13 protein-coding genes are annotated in these 21520 nt (G+C 60.2%); 8 read left to right on the top strand and 5 right to left on the bottom strand.

The window, feature by feature from the left end:
• Window positions 1-316: 316 nt before the first annotated feature.
• Window positions 317-556, bottom strand: coding sequence for a hypothetical protein (locus EGH23_RS25015; RefSeq protein ID WP_220582707.1), 240 nt, complete (start codon window positions 554-556; stop codon window positions 317-319).
• A 150-nt stretch (window positions 557-706) separates the two neighbouring features.
• On the opposite strand from EGH23_RS25015, the gene EGH23_RS25010 reads away from it, so the two are divergent.
• The 6 genes from EGH23_RS25010 to EGH23_RS24985 all read left to right on the top strand — a co-directional run bounded on the left by EGH23_RS25010 (window position 707) and on the right by EGH23_RS24985 (window position 13063).
• The gene (locus tag EGH23_RS25010) at window positions 707-1201 is read left to right on the top strand and encodes a hypothetical protein (RefSeq protein ID WP_220582706.1); all 495 of its coding nucleotides are present in this window, start codon (window positions 707-709) and stop codon (window positions 1199-1201) included.
• A gap of 12 nt (window positions 1202-1213) precedes the next feature.
• Window positions 1214-2461 carry a TrbL/VirB6 family protein gene (locus EGH23_RS25005; RefSeq protein ID WP_220582705.1) on the top strand — a complete coding sequence of 416 codons (1248 nt, stop codon included), beginning with the start codon at window positions 1214-1216 and terminating at the stop codon, window positions 2459-2461.
• 87 nt (window positions 2462-2548) lie between these two features.
• Window positions 2549-5524: a VirB4 family type IV secretion system protein gene (locus EGH23_RS25000; RefSeq protein WP_220582704.1), complete on the top strand. Its 2976-nt coding sequence runs from the start codon at window positions 2549-2551 to the stop codon at window positions 5522-5524.
• Window positions 5524-9468 (top strand): DUF8128 domain-containing protein, encoded by a 3945-nt coding sequence (locus EGH23_RS24995; RefSeq protein WP_220582703.1) that lies wholly within the window; start codon window positions 5524-5526, stop codon window positions 9466-9468. The genes EGH23_RS25000 and EGH23_RS24995 overlap by 1 nt, the downstream gene beginning before the upstream one ends.
• 562 nt (window positions 9469-10030) lie before the next feature.
• Window positions 10031-10585: a class I SAM-dependent methyltransferase gene (locus EGH23_RS24990; RefSeq protein WP_328767098.1), complete on the top strand. Its 555-nt coding sequence runs from the start codon at window positions 10031-10033 to the stop codon at window positions 10583-10585.
• 2271 nt (window positions 10586-12856) lie between these two features.
• Window positions 12857-13063, top strand: coding sequence for a heavy-metal-associated domain-containing protein (locus EGH23_RS24985; protein ID WP_220582702.1), 207 nt, complete (start codon window positions 12857-12859; stop codon window positions 13061-13063).
• Here the strand turns inward: EGH23_RS24985 and EGH23_RS24980 are convergent.
• Window positions 13060-15336 (bottom strand): heavy metal translocating P-type ATPase, encoded by a 2277-nt coding sequence (locus tag EGH23_RS24980; RefSeq protein ID WP_220582701.1) that lies wholly within the window; start codon window positions 15334-15336, stop codon window positions 13060-13062. The two genes, EGH23_RS24985 and EGH23_RS24980, sit on opposite strands and share 4 nt — an antisense overlap.
• A 133-nt stretch (window positions 15337-15469) precedes the next feature.
• On the opposite strand from EGH23_RS24980, the gene EGH23_RS24975 reads away from it, so the two are divergent.
• Window positions 15470-16024 carry an ArsR/SmtB family transcription factor gene (locus EGH23_RS24975; protein ID WP_220582700.1) on the top strand — a complete coding sequence of 185 codons (555 nt, stop codon included), beginning with the start codon at window positions 15470-15472 and terminating at the stop codon, window positions 16022-16024.
• A gap of 4 nt (window positions 16025-16028) precedes the next feature.
• Here the strand turns inward: EGH23_RS24975 and merA are convergent, their stop codons facing one another.
• Entirely contained in the window at window positions 16029-17468 is a 1440-nt protein-coding gene (gene merA / locus EGH23_RS24970; protein ID WP_220582699.1) for a mercury(II) reductase, read from the bottom strand.
• 78 nt (window positions 17469-17546) lie between these two features.
• Here merA and EGH23_RS24965 point away from each other — a divergent pair, with 78 nt between their 5' ends.
• The gene (locus tag EGH23_RS24965) at window positions 17547-17912 is read left to right on the top strand and encodes a winged helix-turn-helix transcriptional regulator (protein WP_220582698.1); all 366 of its coding nucleotides are present in this window, start codon (window positions 17547-17549) and stop codon (window positions 17910-17912) included.
• 1803 nt (window positions 17913-19715) lie between these two features.
• Here the strand turns inward: EGH23_RS24965 and EGH23_RS24960 are convergent.
• Together EGH23_RS24960 and EGH23_RS24955 are read right to left on the bottom strand one after the other, a co-directional pair.
• Window positions 19716-21008, bottom strand: coding sequence for an MFS transporter (locus tag EGH23_RS24960; RefSeq protein ID WP_220582697.1), 1293 nt, complete (start codon window positions 21006-21008; stop codon window positions 19716-19718).
• Between the two features lie 3 nt (window positions 21009-21011).
• The coding region (locus tag EGH23_RS24955) for an MBL fold metallo-hydrolase (RefSeq protein WP_220582696.1) at window positions 21012-21520 on the bottom strand (509 nt) is incomplete at its 5' end.

The raw sequence follows: 21520 nt of genomic DNA, 5'->3' as shown, positions 1-21520 counted from the left end.
GTCAAGAGTGAAAGTTGCGTCCCGGTTGTGACCACGGGACGCGGTGGTCTGCGCCCTCTCTCGCATGTAGGCGACGCGGACCATCACTAGCTGAAACAGCGTGCCTGAAAAGCGTATGGGTCAGTTACTCGAGACCGATCAGACGGCGGCCGACCCACCGTGAGAACAGAATCGCTACGATAAGCCCGACAAATTTGGGTGTCAACGTTTCGAAGGCAAACAACGGGATCGCGACTGAAACGAGAAGGATGCCGATGAATAGAATGAATCCGACGATTCTTCGAGCTGCGAGTTCAACGACGTCAGCGGCGGACATTCAACCTTCACCTCTCTTTGCTTGGTCGTCGAAGAGGTCGTCAAACACGGCGGCGAGCTCGTCACCATCCGGGCGTGGCTTGTACCCAGTATTCCCATCGAGAGCGACGAGGAGGCGAGCGGCCAGTTCATATGCCTCGTAGACTTCGATCTCTCGCCGACCAGCGACGTCTTTGATCGCGCCATGCAGCGCGTAGTCGATGTAATAGTGTGGTCGGATGCCGTCGTGTCTCGCCGTCATTGATAAGATACTATTCAATTTGAACGCTCATAGTAGTTTGGACTAACTAGGTAGTTTTCGGACCAAACTTTTATTGCTAGTGAGTGTGTTGTCTAGAATAGGCGCAGGAGGTGTTGTGACCACCGATGATTCTGCGCCCTCTCTCGCACCATGTTCGAGCTAACGCTCCCCGGGAGACTCGGGGATACGGCAGCGCAGTTCGTCGACCGTCTTGATGCGGTCGAACGGAACATTCTCGATCAGCTGTCCGTCCAGCAGGTGCGCTCGGTCGCGATCCTGCTGGGCACAGCTGCAACGACATCAGGTGTAGCGGCTGCACAGAGTGTCAGTGAAGTGGGCAGCGCAATGTGTGGTTCCGGTGTCGGGCAACTCGTCGGGTTTGGGTTCATCGCCGGGTCGCTGTATTTCGTGCTGAAGGGTGTCGCGAAGGCCATGACCGCGATGGACAAGATGGGCTCTACGAAGCAACAGTCGGCCCGTGAAGGAAAGGAAGCGATGGCCGGCTCGGCGAAGACATTCTCGGCGGCGTTCATTCCGGCTGTCGCCGCGGGTGTCTTCGAAGTGTTGGGCATCTCGACGGTCTCCTGCATGTCGCCGAGCCAGTGGAGCGTGCTGATGGCCGGCACTACTGCACTACCGCTCTAACGGACTCCACTCGTGCCCGACACTTCTTCTGCACCGACACCCGGAGACGCGCCTACGCCGCCCTCGACAAATGCGACGAACGGGACGGCCAGAGACGCCGGTGGCGGCCTGCTGCCGTCGCCGGAAGAGGCCTTGACGGCGGCAATCGAATGGATAGTCAACTCGATTGTCGAGGGGGCGACAGCGTTCCTCGAACTCTTCAACAGATTCGTGTTCGGTATCCGTCTTCCGGGACATGCTGGCGAAGTCGCGTCATGGGGCCCGCCGGAAGCGGGCCTCTGGTCGGGCGCATGGGCATTGTACTGGACGCTCGTCCCATTGGCTCTCGCACTCCTCGTTTTCCAGGCAATGCGTGCACAGGGGAGTCTCTCGGGGCGAGAGACGAAAGCGAAGCTCGGCGAGATCGGGAAGTGTGCTGCCCTCATCCTCGCGGGGTGGCCAGTCGCGATCGGTGGCCTGTACCTTGCCGACGGTATTGCGATGGCGCTGGCTCCGGACGCTTCGGCGCTGCTGTCGACGCCCGGAAATATCGGCAAGCTTGGGCTCGGAATACTCGTCGGCGGCGCGCTCATCACGGCCCAGTCGGGATTAGTGCTGGTCGCTGTCGCGATTGTGTTCATCGAGCAGATCATCCTCATCGCGGCCGTCGCCGGCTGGCCGATCTGGTGGGGACTTCGCCCCTCTGACTCCGGATTCGCGAACGCGGCGTCGGGCATCGGTCTCTCGATGTACGTCGGCGTCGCTGGCGCGAAGGTTGTCCAGGCCTGTATCGCCTTCTTCGTCTTCCACAGCGAGTGGTCGCTAGCTGGCGGCGCTGGTGACGCCGTGCTCTCACTACTGGGATCGGCGGTCGGCCTCGGTGTGGCCTTTGTCGGCGTTCCGGTCGTCATCGGCCGCAACTTTGTCCCAGAGGTGATGACCGTCCTCGGAACACCGGGCGTCAAGGTTGCTGAATCATCGGCTAGCGTTGCGAGAGACCGAGCTGGTGGCGCGGCGGGGACAGCCAGTAACTACGCCTCGTCGGCGCACTCTCGGGCCGCGACGGCCGCTCCGTCGTCGGTTCCGTCTCCGACGTGGTCGAGAGGTAGCAGCGGTGAGGCCAGCGCGGCACAGACGGTCCCTGACGACTACACGCCCTCCCCGGAACCTGGAGCGCGACAGGCGTCCTCGCTGTCATCGCCTGACAGTGAGAACTCGTCGAATAGCACTCCGAATACAAGCAGGAAACGACGTATCGAAGCCCTGAATGGGCGATACTAACCCTTCCACTTTCAGAAATCCATGAGTAACAACTCTCAACCGACAGAACAGACACGCAAAGACCCCGGTCAGTTAGTCCCGCCGCGCGTGGACACTGACCCAGAACTACTCGGCGGCTACACGTGGAGCGATATGAAGGTCTACAGCCCAGCCGTGGCCTCACTCGCCGGGAGTGGCGTCGGCGTAGCGATGTCCTCGACGGTGCTCGCTGTCGGTGGCCTCGCTGGCGGTATCGGGCTAGGCCTCGCCGGAACCTACCTCCGAGTCTCTGACCGTGCTTACACGTCACCACGTGGCCGCGTCTCGGCGTGGTCGTCGCACCTCCGTCGACAGTACCTCGACAGTCCTGATGATGTCCTCGCGGACGTGACGGGCGTTTGTGGCGTCACCGAGCGTGGCTTCCTCGCAATGGATGACGGCCGATTTGTCGCGCCGGTGCCGGTCGAACCCCGGAACACGGCGATGCTCGATGCCGACCAACGGCACAGGCTCGCGGCGTCGCTATCCTCGGCAATCGACGAACAGCTGACCGACATGCCGTTTCGGTTCTACTCGACGACGCGAGAGGCCAATGTCGACGACGTAGCTGACCGCTACGAACAACGCGCCCTTGACCCCGAGACAGACTCGCTGCAACAGTCGGTGCTACTCGACATCGCCGACTGGCTGACTGAGGCCGACGCACCGAATTGGGAGACACGCGACTGGCGGCATTACGTTGTCGTTGAGGCCGATGCTGGTGCAGTGACGGGCGCCGATGAACCGTCGTTCATCGAGATGCTGAATCCGCTGGCCAATGCCGATGCGGTCTCCGACAGCGCAATCGAGGCGACGCTGGCCGACCGCGTCGAGACTGTCCGGGCCGCTATCGGGAGCGTCACGGGTTTAGAAACGCGCGACCCGACGCCTCACGAGTCGCTGACCGTAGCGCGCGAGTACTGGGGGCGCGATGACAACCTTCCCAACGAGCTGGTCGAGGATCTTGTCGGCGATCAAAACCACGGGCAAAACGAGGACCTCGCGGACCGTCTCTCCCGAATAGTCGAACCCGAGACCTGGGATCCACGAAATGGATGGGTGCAAGTCGGCAACCAGTACGCAACGGCCCTCTGGCTGGCCGAATATCCCACGGAGACGGCGAGTCTCTGGCTCAAGGACCTTTGCACGCTTCGCGGTGTCGACGTCGATGTAACGGTCAACGCCGAACCAGTTCCGCTTGATGACGGCGTCCATGAGGCAGGGGCGAAGGCCGCCGATATCGGCTCCGAAAGTGAAGAACGCGCCGAAGAACGAGATATCACGGCGATGGATACGGAGACGGCAGGAGAGGCAACCCGAAAAATGCGCGAACTATTCCGCCAGACCCCCTCGCAACCGTGGCAGCTCTCGATGTACGTCGTGATCCGGGCCGGCGACCAGGACGCACTTGACGCCGCTACTGACGAGCTGGCGACGTTCGACGATGTCGAGGGGGCAAAGCGGCGGGCTCTCCAGACTGCTCGGGAAACGGTACGCGATACGCTGACTGGCGCACCAGCGAATACGACGCCCGTCGCTCCCAGCGCTGCCCAAGAGTGTGCCTTCCGCGCAGCCTCGCCGTTGACCGGCGATCGATGGGATGCCGAGACGACAGCGGAAAAGGACCGCCTCGTCCCCGGGGCTGTCATCGGCTCCATGTTTCCGTTCGCCGCTCTCGACCGACGCGAAGCGACGGGTATGGACTGGGGCCGCAACGAGGAGAACGGGTCACATCTCCGGCTCTCGCCGTTCGAACGCGGCGGCGGGCCGCACATGCTCACAATTGGGCAGACGCGGTCGGGGAAGACCTACTCGGCGTCGAAGGCAGCGCTGCGATGGTATCTCGAACGCGATGATCGGACGCTCATTGTGTGTGACACGCAACGCGGATTCGACGGACTAACACAACTCTGCGATGGCGAGCATATTGTCGTCGACGGGAATCAGTCAGTCAACCCGCTCCGTATCGAACCCTCTCCGGATTACCGCGCCGAGGGTGCCGATGAGTTCCGCATGACCGTCGAGGAGACGGTTGGCTTTCTCGTCGGCTTGCTTCGAGCCGACGACGTCGCCGACGCTGGGGAGTACGCGCCGCTGTTGGCTCAGGCGGCCGAACGAACACTCACAAATGCGGGTATCGAACCAGGCCAGCCCGAGACATTTGATGCGGGAAACCCGAACCTCTCGGATCTCCTCGAGACGTTGACGGACATGACCTCGAACCCTGAGGAGTATACGATGGCCGACGGTGAGGGTCACGAAGGTGAGACGCACCTCGAACAGGTCGGCGAACTCCTGACGAAACTCCGCTCGTTCCAGGAGGGCGGGAAGTACGAGAGTCTGCTCGGAGCTGATGAACTAGGACTCCTTGACGATGACGTCAACATGGCGTACCTCGACCTCCATGCTGTCGGCGGCAGTGATGACGCCGAGAAGTCGGCGAACCTCCAGTTGATGCTCTCGCAGGTGCGGGAGAAAATCAAGCAAACCAACGGCGAGGTCGTGTGCATGTTTGATGAGGCGCACGTCCTGCTTGACGCCGACCGCACGGCTGACTGGTTGCAGAAAGCAGCGCGGGAGTTCGCTCGGTATGACGCTTCGCTGTGGTTCCTCTCACAATCTCCGAAGGACTTCGTGTCGGGAGAGGGTGAAACAGATGCGCGGGATACGATCCGCGCCCAGTGTTCGACGGTGCACTTCTTCCGCACGCCGCGGGTCGACGAGGAGGTACTTGAACAGTTCGGGCTCAACAACGCCCAACGGGAATTTGTGCAGGACATAGCTGTTCGTGGGAAAGAGGGTCGAGGCTACTCCGAGTGCCTTATCGACGCCGAGGATATCGAGGGGTGGATTCCGTGCTACGTCGAGGCGACGCCGTTGGAAGATCGAGTGCTCACTTACTCTCGGCGCGAGGCGAGCGGTCATGGCACGGCGAGAGAAGATTTTGTCGAACACATGACCGATGGAACGGCTGTTCCCTCGAACGGCGAGCATGGCATCTCACAGCCTGCTGAGGCGACCGATGAGAACGGAGGGCGAGAGTAATGGGACTTCTCGACCGCTTTGCCTCCACAACCGACACGGAGACATCGGGCTACGAAACTACGCAGGTCGACGCTGATCTTGCTGAGGCGTTGACTTCGCCAGGTGAACGTGACGCGATCTCGGTGCGACCACATACGGATAACGGCGGGATCGAAGCGATGGACAGCGTTCTGGAGTCGCTGCATTCTGTCGAGACGTCATCGGGGCTTCTCCGTGGTAGCGACGAGAATATCAGTCCCGCCCACTCGTTCGAAGTACGCTATACGCGACCTGATGACGGCGGTGATCGCGTGCTGTCGCTTCGCTACGTTGCCGGCGACGACCGGACTGACGGCCCACTCGAACGACAACTAACCTCGCAGTATCCCGATTCACAACTCTCCAGAACTTCCTCTGAGTTACTCTCCGGGAGTGGCGTTGAGGGGCGGCATATCGCCGGGGCGCGATTGCAGCTCCGACGCTATACGCTGTACCCGATTAAGAACGTAGACCTACCCGGGTTCACCACAGATCCGATGGGGAGTATCCTCGAAGAGATGGTCGGTCAGCAAGCTGAGGATGCGACCGATGCCGACGTGGTCGTGCAAATTCAGTTCAAGCCCGCCCAGCGAGACTGGACGGACGGTATCGGGAATGGTCACGGCGTCCTCGACGATAGCGACGAGCGAGTTCGCGGCGATCCGAGCATCAAGTCGCTAGCAATGAATCTCCGGGAACCGACGTTCGAGAAACAGTGGCGGGTGTTCACTCGGGAGACCATCGAGTATCCGCCCTCGAAAGTCGAAAAACAGGTGGCAAAGCTCCTTGAAGAACAGCAAGGCCAGAAGGGCTGGCGGCTGTGCCTTCGCGTGTTCGCCATCTCCGATGATCCTGATGTCGCTATCTCTCGGGCCTCCTCGACGGCGGGTATGTTCCGGAACTTCTACGAGAACAATGCCGAGCAGACGTTCGTTCCCGACCCGCTTGGCGGCCGCGAACTACGCGATGTCGTCGAGAAAGCGGCTGAACGAGAGTGGGCTGATCATGGTATCGTCAAGGCTCAACGGGAGGTGTCGGGCCTACTGAACGTTCCCGAGGCCGATCACGTCGCTACGAACAAGATGCGTTGGTCAATGTCTCGACCAGGGGAGGGAATTCCGCCGGGAACGCCGCGTTTCGACTTCCAAGCTCATGACGTCGCTGGGGCTGACGACGATGTCCAGCAGGTCGCGATGCTCGACGAATCGTCAGTCGGCGACCCCTACTGGTATGGGTTCGGGAGTCGGCATGGCGTCGAAGCTGGTGTGACGCCAGAAACCCTCGAGACGCACCAGTTCGTCGGCGGCGGGACCGGGAAAGGAAAGACGACGTGGTTGGTCAACTTCGCCAGTCAAGTCATGCAGCGGGGCCACGGCGCCCTGATCTTCGATCCAAAGGGAAAGGATGCCGATGAGTTCGTGCGGGAATGGCCCAATGACCGCGACCGCGAAGACTTCGTGTTCGTCGATCTCACCGACGAGTTCGATAAGCAGGTTCGGTTCAACTTCCTCGAAGTACCCAGCGACGCCGACCCTGATAGTCGACAGTTCGCCTCGACTGTCGAGGCACTGTGTGACGACCTCGCGAGTATGGTCGCACTCGCTGGTGGGCAAGACAACTACTGGGGTGCTCGGATGGACCGCGTCGTCCGGACGTTCATCCGTGGGATGGCGAAGTCGGGGAAGACGTGTACCCTCCTCGACCTCGCGGCGCTCTGTACGGCCGAGGAGAACCGCGAGCGATTCACCGAATGGATGGACCGGGAACGGCTCCAGTTCATCAAGCGAACCGCCGAACGGATCGAGGGGTTCGACGACGCCGACCTCGAACCGCTAGCCGGCCGTCTCGACCAATGGATTCAGAACGACGCGATTCGGGACCTTATCGCAGCGAGAGAGTCGACGGTCAGCATTCGTGATGTTGTTCGGGAGGGGAAGGTCGTCGTCGTACGAAACGCTCCCTCCTCTGGAGAGACAGAGAAGCGACTGTTCGCGACCGCTCTCATTCGTCGTGCATGGGTTGCTGTTCGGGAGAATACCAATTCACCGCCGTTCTACGTGATTTGCGACGAGTTCGATAGCATCGTTTCGGAGCGGACTGATATCGCGAGTATCCTCTCAGAAGCGCGGGCCTTCAAGTTCTGTCTGACCCTCTCGTGTCAGAACCCATCGAACCAGCTTCCCGAACGGGTACAGAAAGCCATCGAGAACCAGTGTGAGACGTTCATCTCGTTCAACCCCGGCGGGCGTGACGACGCACGTCTCATCGCCGGACAGCACTCTCGCGATGTCGAACAAGCGGATCTCACGAATCTCTCGAAATATCGCTTCTACATGCGCACCCACGATACCGATGACGAACTCACTCACTCCTACAAGGTCGACGCCTTCCCGCCAGTTGGCGACGTTCGGGAACGAGTATCCGGCGAGGCTGGGCTATCTGATGATGAGCTGACGGAACTGAAACGCGAGAGCGTCGAGCAGTACGGTGAGGAAGCCGAGTCGCCCGCCCAACAGCGTCAGGCAAGTCACTTCTATAGCGAGAGTGGCGACGTTGAGGCCGACGATAACAACGCCCGTCGCGACGACCAGACCGCTGAGCGGGCTGTGCTGAAAGCCGTGTTCGACGAGAGCATCCATGCCGATAATGTTGAGACTGGTAAGTTCGTCCCGAAGAGCGACGTTGAGGCCCGGATACGGGACTACCTCGACGCCGAGGGTGACGGCATCGCCGACGTCTGGGACATTGTTGAACGAGTCCCCGAGGATCTTCTCGACCGGGATCATCGCGATGGCGAGACGCACCTTCGAACGACCGACCGCGGTCAGAGTGAGGTGTTCGCCAGCGGCGACGACGAGAATGCCGGTGGGCTCGAACACCGGCAGTTGCTTCGAGACAGCTACGTTCCGCTGACCCGCCTTGGACTATGTGTCGACATCGTCCAGCAGGACGGCAACGGAAATCTCCCGGATGCTTGTGCCACTCCTGAACCCATGCGCAGCGTCGATGTCGAAGAGCTGTCGTTGGCGGAGACACGCGTGGTGGCCGAAAACTTTGCTGAGGACTACCCGACGCTCGACCGGCTGACGGGCGGCGAGACAGTTAGCGTCGAAGCGGAGTGCGAAACGAGCACCAAGCCAGGCCAGACGATCCGGAACCTCGCACAGGCCGTCGATCGTGGCGAGCGGTGTTTATTCGTCGCGCGGCCCGACGCCGCCCGACGTGTGGAGGGCGCGCTTTCGGACCCGCCGCTGCTGGCCGGCGGCGACCCCGAGGGTGACCGACGGTTCTACAACCGTCGTGACCTCCGCATCGACGGCGACCGTATGCTCCGGCCAGCAGACGCACACAACAGTGTGTGGCGGTTCAACGCCGACCGAGAGGCGTACATCCTCTCGGATAGTGAGGGCCGTGAGCTAGCGACGTTCGACGATAGTGATGCTATCTACGAGGACGCCGAGGCGTATCCCGAAATCGAGGGCGACGTTGACGATTCCGAAGAATGGCGGCCAGTCAAGCAACCCGTGATTCCCGAGCGACTATTCAATGATGAGAGGCCCGACCGCGATGACTGGAACCTTGTCGTGCTCGATCCCGACGAGCTAGTAACCAACCTCGCACTCCGAGCGGACGGTGAACTGATATCTCTAAACAGGAATCGAGCGACAGCCATCGAGGGTGACCACCCCGACCCCGAGGACCTCGACGTCTCCGAGGGTGCTCGTGCGCTGTACGACTGTCTCCTCGCCCACGGCGAGGCAGTCACTATCTCCGAAGCCGTCGACCTGGCGACTGCCGACGGCCGGGAATGTCTTGACGTTTCCCGGCGGACGATCTCGAAGCGCATTGATGAACTGACCGATACCGGTGCGCTCGTCGAGGGCAACTATCGTCAGCACGCCGGGACGGAGTATCAGGTTGCGTAGGTATAGTTCACGGCCCTAGTCTGCCCTACTTGACTCGGGCCCAAACCCGACGAATCCACTTTCGAAGTAGCCCTTCGAAGTAGGATTCTGCCCACCCTCTGAAAACCTACCTCGAAGCCTACTTCGAACCCTACTTCGAAGCACCTCGAAGCCGTTCAGTCGTGCGATTATGTTCTGATTTGAAGCGAAACCGCTTCGACCCTCTATGTCCCCACTCTACCCGGAACTGAATCAATGCGATAATAGGGGGACACCCGACCGGAGCGTGATACACTGAGGACACCCGAACGAATGTCGATACCTCGGACACCCAACATACTCGATACATCTCGACGCCGGGGTGTGACGATAGCTCAACTTGACGATGACCGCGGCAAATTCCTACCGACATAACTGGTTCGAGACCCGACTGTTGGGTAGTACCGCATGAGCTGCGAACGGGACACAGTTCAAGGAAACGGCGCTGTCAGTCTGAGGGAAGGGTTTTACTCATGGACTCCCGATCCAATCTATGGAACGGTTTCAGAATACACGATAGCCCGATTGGGACTGGTGGGGGAGACTGTGGCCGACTCCCGGGGAAACACTCCGTGAACTCGGTCTGAAATCGAGAGACACGATTGCTGAAATCGGATCCGGAAACGGCTACTTTGCGCTCCCGGCGGCTCGAGTTGCCGCTCCTGCGTCGGTTTATGCGCTAGATATCGACGACTCTCTGTTAGCAGAGCTCTCACAGATTGCTGCCCTACAAGGTATCGAGAATCTCATCACAATCAACGGCGACGCTCGACAGTTATCGGCCCAACTCCCAGAACCCGTCGATGTCGTTTTGATGGCGAACACCTTCCATGGCATCGACGAAACAGCTGCCTTCGTCCAGCAAGCCTTCGAATCACTCCACCCTGGCGGCCGATTCGTCGTCATCAATTGGGAGGACTCCCCACGAGAGGCAACTACGATTCGCGAGACGCCGCGCGGTCCGCCGACCGAGTTACGACTGTCTCCTGAAACAACGGAACAGACAGTCCTCGATACGGCAGGGTTCGTTCTCGAGGCCACTGTCGACCTTCCGCCGTATCACTATGCACTTGTGTTCAAGCGAGAATACACCGACTAAGCGATTAGGACTCGTGTTCTCTTTAACGGCTCTTTCGGCCGTCTGTCCGTGAAACTAGCATCTGTGGCAGATGGTTGCCTTGTAATCAGTCACACCTAGCGAGCAGCGCTACCGAGACGACAGTCTCACGAGCCTCACCAGCAGCCTCCTCGCAAAACTGGAGAACCCTGGACCGAGGGTTGCAGACACGATACCCGACCGCCTGAGTGACACTCGCAGCTCTATGACGGCAGTAAGCGACGACCCTCCAGTTCTCTTCGGGTACTGAATTAGTGAACACGTGCTACGTCGTTGATGTCTCTGACGTCGCTGATGGGGACGACGCTGACGCTGTGTCATTTCGGTGGGCATCGGCCGTGATTCGCTGTTCCAGCCGTGGTGACCGCGTCGGCAGCTCCACCAGCCGTTGGTGCGGCGTGACGGGATGGCAGTTCCGCCGATGGGACTGTCATGGTCTGGTCTACCCTCGCCGACGAGAGCACGCGCTCCTCGATTGATGACGACACTACGCTGTCTTCGACCCACGGGGGAAGGCTGTACTACGAGCACAAACGGTCAGCGAGAATCGGGACAGTCTCAAGCGTGGCGACGCCGAAGCATCTGCGACGCGATACGCGACCTGTCCGAAGTGCGACGACAGCCTCACAGTGAACTACCGACGTTCTCCTACGGGTGGCCGTCGCTGTCCATCGGGATACTCCCCGACGTTCGAGGGTGTTCACGAGGGAGTTCAGTACTCTCTGTCTGGCAAGACGTCTGGCTGAAACGGCCGCTGTACGCCGCTGTCGAGCACAATCGATCGGCAGTCGGCCTGCGACCGGCGAGTCCGGCGTGTGGTACTGCTCTGGGAGGCTATCGGCAGCTACCGGCTGGCGCTCCTTGTCAACGGGAACGATTGACACAATAGGGTGTCCATCGTCTCGACTGGCGGGGTGTCCGGCTATCCTGATGCCCTCGGGTGTCTGTCTTGTCTCCGAGCACGTCGACGCCGTCGGCAACGATCTCTTTACTGTCGGCCGCATGTATCGCTGTCCACCGTTGGGGAGCGAACTGGGTGTCGAGTGGGTCGCGACGACGAAGACGTCCTTCGATGCATCGCCAGATGCGACAACCGCCGGTCGGCGCTCTTGTAGGTGGGCCTGCTGGCGTCGCCGAACTCTGGTCGTATCGGTAGCAGTGTGGGTTCGATCATGTTTGTCGGCGACGCTAACTCGTGGTTCGTGCGACAGTGGTCGTGACTGTCGGTCGGTCTTCTACTGGTCAGTGGTGTCGCACTGTCACTCAACCTGCTTCGAGAGCTCCCGTAGATGGGTATACCGGCTGCAACGAGTGTGACAGACAGCTTGGGTCACTCGAAATGAGGACTGTCGGTGTCGTCCGGATAGTGTCTGCTGGAATCGACGGCACGTGACCGTCATGCACAGCGTGGTGGTCGAGCAGTCCAAGCATTCTGGGATAATACGGTAGGTCCGAATCTGTGAATCTGCTATGCCGGTCTCATCTGTTGAGACAGATCCACCAGATGACTCCTCAGCACTCACATCGTATTCTTCGATTCTGATAGGTACCACAGTTATTCGCTCTCGACGCGTTTTGCAGTCGGCCCGTGAAACACACTGGTTTCACACCTGTACCCTACCCTTCCTTTGGACGATTTTCGAGGTACAGAAGTCGATATGACAGCCATAAAATCGCGAAGCGCGGCGTAGGGCTGGATTGCAGCCGTAACATCCAGCCTCAGGATTTCGTCGTGTTCCTTGGAGACGCAGGTGCAGCCGTACAGCGTCTCAAAGTGGTGAATACTGTATTCTAGGATATTATAATAGGAATTGTTACGATTCCAACCTGAAGATTCGGAGTTCGTGTTACTATTCCAACCTTAGGATTGGTGGCCGAAAACCGCTAAGGCGGTCGATATACTGCCGGAGCGCTCTGTTATCCAGCCTCAAGATTGGTTCGGTTCGTTGTGAGGACCGTAATCTCTGTACTTCTCTGAATTGTTATAGGATGAGGATGTTTGCGGTCGGTCAGCAATCGAGAGCGGCGCAGTGGGGCGGCGACCAGCGAGCGGTGCCATGCATAGATTGATGTCGGCTCGATTTTGACTACTTTTCTCGCTCTGTTCACGAGGAGCAAGACATCATAGTGAAGCCTGCGATCTCCGAGGTCTGCATCTTTCCAAGCTAAGTATCGTCACGGGCGCAGTACCGGTCTCGTAGCACTACTATCTGTGTCGTAATGGACTTAGCGCTAGCACCGTAATACCTGCATATGGAGCGCAAAACGCTCTCCGTCACCGGTATGTCATGCAACGGCTGCGAACAGAACGTGAAAAACGCCCTTCAGAGCCTCACAGGCGTCAATCGGGTCGAAGCCGATCACGAGGACGACACTGTCGAACTCGTCGCCGAGGGTGATCTCGCGGACGACGATATCGAAGCCACCATCGAAAACGCAGGCTACGACGTAACGGCCTAATCGGCAGTCGCTCCTTCTTCTACGACCTCGCCCGTGTCATCGTTTTTGATGGTGAAATCGGTGTTGACCCCCTCGCCCGAACGGAGCTGGCCGGCGAAGCTGTTGGCTAGTACAGCCGACACGGACAGAACCATCGCGAGCATCGCGAACACCGGATGAACGAGGCCGGTCGTCGCGGCGGCGACCCCGATGCCGTTGAACGCGAACGCCGCGCCGAGATTCTGTCGGGTCTTCCGGTAGCTTTCCCTCCCGATTTCGTAGGCGTCCATCACGCCACCGAGCCGGTCGCCCATCAGCACGATGTCCGCGGACTCGATGGCGATGTCGGTGCCCGCCCCGATGGCGATACCTATGTCCGCCTGCGTGAGTGCCGGCGCGTCGTTGATGCCGTCGCCAACCATCGCCACGTGGTGCCCTTCGTCTTGCAGGCGACCGATCTCTTCACGCTTCTTGTCGGGCAGCACGTCGGCCATCACATGGTTGATGCCCACTTCCTTGGCGACCGCTTTGGCGGTGCGTTCGTTGTCGCCGGTAATCATGACAGGCGTGATACCGGCGTCGTGCATTCGCTGGACGGTCGCAGCGGCGTCAGTCTTGATTTCGTCGCCGATGCCGATCAGGCCCACGAGGTCGCCGTCGCGGACGACGCCCGAAACCGTAAGGCCGCGCTGCTGGAGGCGCTCGATCTCGTCTGCCGCGTGCGAGCAGTCGATGTCCTCGTCGGCGAGCCAGCCCGTTTTGCCGACCAGCACGTCCTCGCCGTCGACGGTCGCTTGGATGCCCTTGCCGGTGACTGAGTTGAACGCCTCGGGGTCGGTGTACTCTACGCCGCGCTCGTCGGCATACTCGAGAATCGCGTCGGCGAGCGGATGTTCGGAGAACGCCTCTGCGCCCGCTGCCGTCGCCAACATCTCGGACTCGGTGCCTTCGAGCCCAACGACCTCACTGACAGCGGGTTCACTGACGGTGATGGTGCCAGTCTTGTCAAGCACAATACGGTCGACGTCGGGGAAGATCTGGAAGGCGTCCCCGGAGCGCATCAGAATACCGTGGTTCGCGGCTTTGCCGCCGCCACGAATCAGGGCCAACGGCGTCGCCATCCCGAGCGCACACGGGTATCCGAGGATGAGAGCGGCCAGCGCCGCGAAGGCACCGCGCTGAACGTTCGGGCCGGCGCCCCATGCGGGCGGTGCGACCAGCCAGAACAGGAAGGCCAGTGCGGCGATAGTCAGAACGGTGGGGACGAAGTACCGGAGGACGCGGTCGGCGAGCTGAATGATCCCAGGCTTCATCGCTCGGGCTTCCTCGATCTCGTGAGCGACCTGATTCAGAAACGCGTCCTCACCGGTCGCGGTGACCTCGACGAGGAGCGTCCCGGTCTCGTTGACGCTGCCACCGATTACCGCGTCGCCTGCAGATTTCTCCTCGGGGATGGACTCACCGGTGGCAACCGACTCGTCGACCGTCGACATGCCGTCGACGACCTCGCCGTCGACGGGGATGTTCTCACCAGGTTTGATGCGGACGCGGTCGCCGACTTCGAGGACATCCACCGACACTTCCTCAACATCGCCGTCATCGGTAATGCGGCGTGTAGTGTCCGGTTGGAGGTTGAGGAGGCTCTGGACGGCCTGCGACGCCCGCGTCCGGACGATGAGGCTGGTGTACTCCGAGAGGATGTGATAGGTGGTGATGAACACGGAGACGGCAAAGAAGTGGACAGTCGGGAACCCGGGGAAGACGGACAGGCCGAGGAACCCGCCGAGCAATCCAGCGAACGCGCCCGCCTCTAGCAGGACGTGCTGATTAAGAATGCCCCGACGGAGACTCTGGTACGCCTTCTCCTTGATGTAGCGGCCGGGGCCGAACATCGTTCCAAGGGCCAACGCGAGTGCGACGAGATCCATCGCTAGCGAGTCCGACTCGAAGCGCCCCATCACGAAGATCATCCAGCCCATCAGCGCGGCAACGACGATAGACGCACTCCCTGCAAAGACGAGGCGGCGCTTGCCGTCGGCGAGCTCGGCCTGCTGCAGTTCGTACCGCTTCTCTTTTTCCTGGTCGCGGATGGTGTAGCCGAGGTCACGGAGTGTGTCCTTTACCTCGACCTCGCCGATGCGGTCGGCGTCGTACTGGACGAGTACCTCCTCGTGGGCGAGGCTCACGTCGACGTCTTCGACGCCGTCAGTGCGGGCGTACGCTTTCTCGATGCTCTCCGCACAGAACGAGCAGGACATCCCGCCGACGTTGAACTGTTTCTGTGTCGGCTCCATCTTGGTTCATCTTTGCCGAGCAAGGCTCATAACCGTTATGACGAATATTATAGCGGTATCGGGTAGTTCATATCGTAGTCGTCTATGTAGCGTTACTCTTACTATCGTTGTTCCCCTATCCAATGGAACGAAAATGGCCCTGCTTGAATCCGACGTGCCGATCCGCAAGGTCGTCACGACCGACCCCGAGAAAGCGAAGGCCCTCGAGAACGACGTGCGAGCGAAGATACTGGACATGCTCGCCGAGGCGGAGATGACGATCGAGGGGATTCACGCGGAACTACAGCGACGCGGCGAGGACAAAGCCGAAACGACGGTTCGCCACCACGTGAACGTCCTGAAGGACGCCGAGATGGTCGAGATCTCTCGGCTTGAGGAAGCCGGTGGCGGCACGCGGAAGTACTACAAGTCAAACACGCGCGTCTTTTCCTACGATTTGCCCGAAGACAGCGAGGAGAGCCTCGCGCCGGCACAAGAGACCGCAACCGAGGAGTTGGAATCGCTCGTCGAGACGCTGTATGCGGAACACGGCGACGAGATCGAGGCGGTCGCCCGCGAGATGCAGCCCTGCGAGTACTGCGAGCCCCAGCACTACGAGGAGTTCGTCCTCCGTGAACTGTTGAATCGCGCCCTCATCGACCTGAGCGAGACTGGCGTCCTCGACGACGTTTTCAGTGGGGGTGACTGACCGCTCACTCGACGCAACAGCTCATTTTCGACGTGTCGCGGCGGAACGCCTGACAGGCGTGCTTAAATGCCTCGGAGAACGCCGGGAACGGGTGAATGGTGTCGATGATGTCGTCGACGGTGAGACCGAATTTGACGGCCAGCGTCGCTTCGGGGATCATATCGCCGGCCCGCGGGCCAGCCATGTGGACGCCAACGATCTCGTCGGTCTCGTGGTGCTTGACGACCTGTACCAGCCCACGCGTGTCCTCGACCGCCTTCGCCTTCGGGATGTCCTCCATTTCCACCGTCCGGCACGTGCAGGTGTCGTGTTCGTCCATGTAATCGAGTTCCGTCATCCCGACGGCGGCGACCTCCGGGCTCGTGAACACCACCTTCGGAACGGCGTGGTAGTCGATGGTAGCACTCTCGTCGCCGAAGGCGTTCCTGACGGCGTGGTTGCCCTCCTTGGCGGCGACGGTTTCCAGCATCGGCTCGCCGATGCAGTCTCCTGCGGCGTACACATCTGGATTCACCGTCTGGAATTCGTCGTCTACGACGATGGCTCCAGTGTTGTCGGTCTCAACGCCGACCTCGTCCAGTCCGATGTCATCAGTATTCGGGCTGACGCCGGTGGCGACAAAGAGGTCGTCAGCCGTGAACGTCTGCGAGTCGCCGGCAACGATGGCCTCAACCGTGACCCCGTTTCCCGTCTCGCCGCCCTCAGAGACACGCCGGACATCTACGTCCGTCTCGACAGTGATTCCCTCTGCCTCGAAGCACCGCTGCAGTTCGCGGCCGAGCTGGCCCGCCATCTCCGACAGGACGCGGCTCGATCGCTGGAGGATTGTCACGTCCGCCCCCATATGGTGGAGGATCTGGCCCCACTCCAGCGCGACGTAGCCGCCGCCGATCATGACGATGCTCTCGGGGAGATTACGACGTTCGAGGATGGTCTCGCTGGTCTCGTAACTAACGGTCTCGATTCCGTCGATGGGTGCGATATGGGGCGAACTGCCGGTCGCGACGAGCACTTTCTCCCCCATGATGGTCGTGCCGGCGTCCTCGCCGCCGACCACCTGGATTGCCGTATCATCGACCACGCGTCCGTAGCCCTCGTAGGTGTCCGTCCCAAAATGATCGGCCACGTCCACGTAGTTCTGTTCACGCAGCGACGCGACGATGCCGTCCTTCTCGTCGATTGCTACCGACCAGTCAGTTCTCGGTTGGGTGTCGTCGTATGCCACGGCGTCGAAGGGATTGTGCGGCGGCTCGTACGCAGTCTTGCCAACCGCCAGAAGGTGTTTGCTTGGGACGCAGCCGACGTTCACGCATGTACCGCCGAGCGGCAGTCCTGTATTCACCATTGCTGTCGAGAGGTTCCGGCGGTCGGCTTCGGTGATGGCCGCAAACGCTGCGGCGCCGCCGCCCAGAACCACGAGGTCGTAGGAGTGGTCGGTAGCCATCGCTGTCTTTGGTTTCCAACGCGAAGTTATTGTACTGTGGAGTCCGAAGCTATGGAGTAAGTTGGAGGCCACGAAGTAATGGCAGACGCGACATCTTCCCCGGAACCGACGTGCGACGTGGATGGCACGTGTTACTGCCCGCTAACGGGCGTAATCGACACACTGAGCCGAAAGTACGCGATGCAACTGGTCAGTATCATCGGTGCCCACGATTCGCTTCGGTTCGCCGAGATCGAAGCGCACCTCACTAGCGCCAGCACCTCGACCATCTCGAAGCGACTGTCCGAATTTGAGGAGGCTGGGCTGGTCTCGCGGACGCAGTACAATGAGATTCCACCTCGTGTGGAGTACGCATTGACCGACGATGGACGCGAAGTGGGTGACCGGTTAGAACCCCTTCTCCAGTGGGCTGAAGATCAGTCGTCGCACGGCAAAGAGGAATAAATCAATCACGCTCGGACGGCCACAAACGCTATTCCGTGCGCGTGCAATAGTCACACACGGATTCCGGGATACGCTATCGGCCTGGACGACCATCATATCTGGTCCCGGAATCCACCCCGGCTGTCCCACTGGAGTGGCACTACCGGACCGCGTGTTTCCCCCTGCGTGGCGTAGCTTTTTCACGAGTGTTTCGCCACTGTCTAGCGGGGTCCTGCTATCCGTCTGTGACTCGTTCGAGTCCATGATCTGAGTTCACAGATCAGGACCCACGGTCCCCGTCGCTGTGTGTCTGATAGTGTGTTGTCTGGCGGCTCACGCGTACTCGCCGACCAGCGGTACTGGCGGATTCGCCGCGCACCTCGATTGACCGCAGTAGTGTCGTATTCGAGATTCAGCGGCGTCGTCTTCGTGATTGTCCCAACTATGATAGGGCTGGCCCTGCACATTTTGGATGGACTCTGGGCGACTGCCATACTCCAAGGCGAATCACGTGTGTACTCCCGGAGTCCATTTCTAGGTCACTCTCCTGCGTACTGGGGCGTCGGTAGTGACTGAAGTCGAGCGCCGCCACGCGGTAGCTGCGGTCGGTTTTTGTGCTTCGCGGTTGAGACAATTTCACACCCAGTATCTGCTGGCAACAGACGTACCAAGCTATGCCATCGAGGCCTACGTGGGCGCTGGGCCACAGCCATTGTCATGGATGGTTGATGCTGTCCCAGCCCTCCCACCGTCCGCTGTGTCTGTGCAGTCATTGGTTCCGCTTTGATACTGCTTGTGAGTCGGTGGGTCATTACCCGAGTTCTACTGACTCGCCGGCCACAAGCACTACCTTGCGTGCCAGCGAAGGTTACCTGTGGATTCCGGCTGGGTCCTGTCCGTACCGCGATTACAATTGGGTCCGGAATCCACATCTGTTGCAATCGTGGACTCGGCCGACTGTTTCCCTACAGTGCCGGGATTTTATCACATAGTCTCGTTCATTGACTAGATGGATCCAGCGTCCCGTTGTCGGCTTGCACCCGCAGCTTACCTGATACCCGTTCAAACGTGAGCGTCGGTCCCCGTTCCTCGTCACTGCATAGCTAGCACTGCGTCGGTTCGGTGTCGTGAGCAACGGCGAAATGGGTGATTTGTCGCGTGTGCACCGGCGTCTGTCTCACCGGTATCGGATCTGAATCAGTCCCAACATTGACAACAGTTGACGTATGATGCGTAGATGGACGTTGAGCGGTACCCGCCGTATGAAATGGCTCACGACGCCATCAGCCTCTCAGCGTCCGTAGGTGTATCTGCGAGGCCGTCGTCAAGTCGGCCTCGCTTTTGCGAGATTGTTCGGGAGTACTAGTGGTACTGACGCGGTACGGGTGGGCATGGTTGATGAGCTTGGGAACCTGGTTGCGGTGGGCCTGGCCGGTGTCGGGCAGCGGCGCGGTGGTGCACTCGTTGATTTGGGATCTCGGTGCTCAGGAGCTGCTTGATGCGTATTGTGGGAGGCTGGAAGCGGCGACTGGAGGGAAAGCCACGCTAGTCACTCGGCTCGGAGCAGATTTATCGAGCCGATCGAGACAGGTCCCAGCTGTGGATCGAGATGTGGAGAGCCTGCTGAGCAACGCAGTCTTATTGAAATTCACAACAGGTGATGGATTTTGACGCGGTGGAGTCAGTACAGAGGAACAAGGCAACGGAGCGTTCTGCGTTCTACTTGATGCTTGTCAGTAGCACCGTGCGAGATACAGAGCCCATATTCAGCATCGGAGCAAAAAGCGAATGCAGACCGAGAACACGAAGATCCGTATTGCTGAACTAATCTTGAGAGATAGTTGGAGTCGCTTCCGTGAGAGCGGGTGAAGGTGGCTCGTGAGTTCCGAACTCGGGGTGGGTCTCTTCCATCCAGACGTACACGACTGCACCAGACACGAACATCAGGACTGCAGTCATGTAGACTGCGGCTTCGGCGTTCACGAACTCCATCGAGAGCCCGATCAAGATCGCACCGACGCCGTACCCGGAGTCACGCCACATTCGGTAGACGCCCATCCCGGTCGCACGCCACGTCGGGTGAGCTGCGTCGCCCGGAACCGTCATCAGATTCGGATACAGTAACGCCATGCCAAGACCGGAGATAGCGGCCAAGACTGCCCACGCGAGATACCCCTCAACGAGTACCATTCCGAGGACGCCGGCACCTGCGAGGAACATCCCCCAGATGACGGGCGGCCGGCGACCTATACGGTCAGCAAGTCCACCGGTCGCAATCTGGAAGAAGTACATCGCGCTGTGGATGCCGACGATGAACCCGACAGCGGCAATCCCGAGCCCCTGGCTCGTGAGATACAGCGGAACGGCAAGCCAGAACAGCGTATCGACGAATTTCTCGATATGTCCAGCCTGTGCCGCGGCGAACAGCGTCTTGTCACCGTAGGTCGCCCGCTTCAGCACCTCGACAAACGGGAGGTTGGCGTCGTGTTGGTCTTCGTCATCGATTTCGGCCTCCGCGAGTTGGACTGTCTCCTTGATCAGGAAGATCGAAATGAGGAACGCCAGCACGACCACGATTGCGAGGAAGTAGAACGGCTCGGGTCGGAGACTTGTCCGAGCGGCGATAACGCCCGTGATCCAGGCACCGGCGGCGACGCCCGTGTACCCGAACGCCTCGTCGATACCGACCGCGAGTCCGCGCTGCTCGGGACCTGCAATGTCGATCTTGGCGTTGATGGCCATACTCCAGGTCAACGCCTGGTTGATGCCCAGGAGAACGTTTCCAACGGTGATCCAGCCCCAGCTCGGTGCGAAGATGAGGATGACCGGGAGCGGGAGGGCGGTTGCCCACCCGAGGATGAGTACTGGTTTGCGACCGTACTCGCCGCCCCACTTGCCGGCGTAGAGGTTGAGCAGCGCCTTGACGAAGCCGAAGGAGACGACAAATGAGCCGATAACCAGTAGTGACTCGACGCCCAGCACGTCGCGACCAAGTACGGGTACGACGGCACGCTCGGACCCGATGGTCAGGCCCGTCGCGAACACCAGCAGGACGTGTAGTGAGAACTGCCCGAGGTGCTCGCGGATTCCTTGTTTGAGTTCAGTGTCCGTACTCATAGATTACTCCGCTGCGCAGTTGTTTGGACCCAGTTCCAGCTCGGCAAGCTCGTCGGTGGGAACGGATTCCTGCCCGACATTCGTTCGCTTGACGCGCTGGAAGTTCGGTGGATGATCTGGGATATCCGACGCGAGTTCCTCGACGAATTCCTCGCGGTCGCGCCCGAGGTCCTCGTTCCGTTCTTTGACTTCAGCGAGCGTCGCAGTTACTGGCGGTTCGGGTGAACCGGGGTCGTGGGCCGGCAGGACGAGAGCGTCGTCCGGACGGTCCAGCAGCCGCTGCAGGCTCTCGTAGAGCGTCGCCGCGTTCTGCTCGATGTCGGAGTCTTCGATTCCCGCTTCGACACCGAGTTCGACACGTCCCACACTCTCGTGGAAGAGCGTATCGCCCGTGATCAGCGCTGTGCCGTCAATGTCGAACGAGACGCTCCCTTCGCTGTGGCCCGGCGTGTGAATACCCTTGATGTCGAGCTGACCGACCATCACAATCTGTCCATCTTCGAGGGGCGTCA

It is taken from the genome of Haloarcula nitratireducens, from assembly GCF_019599505.1.
The sequence above is the reverse complement of the archived record's forward strand: the minus strand, read 5'-3'. Positions and strand labels throughout refer to the sequence as shown.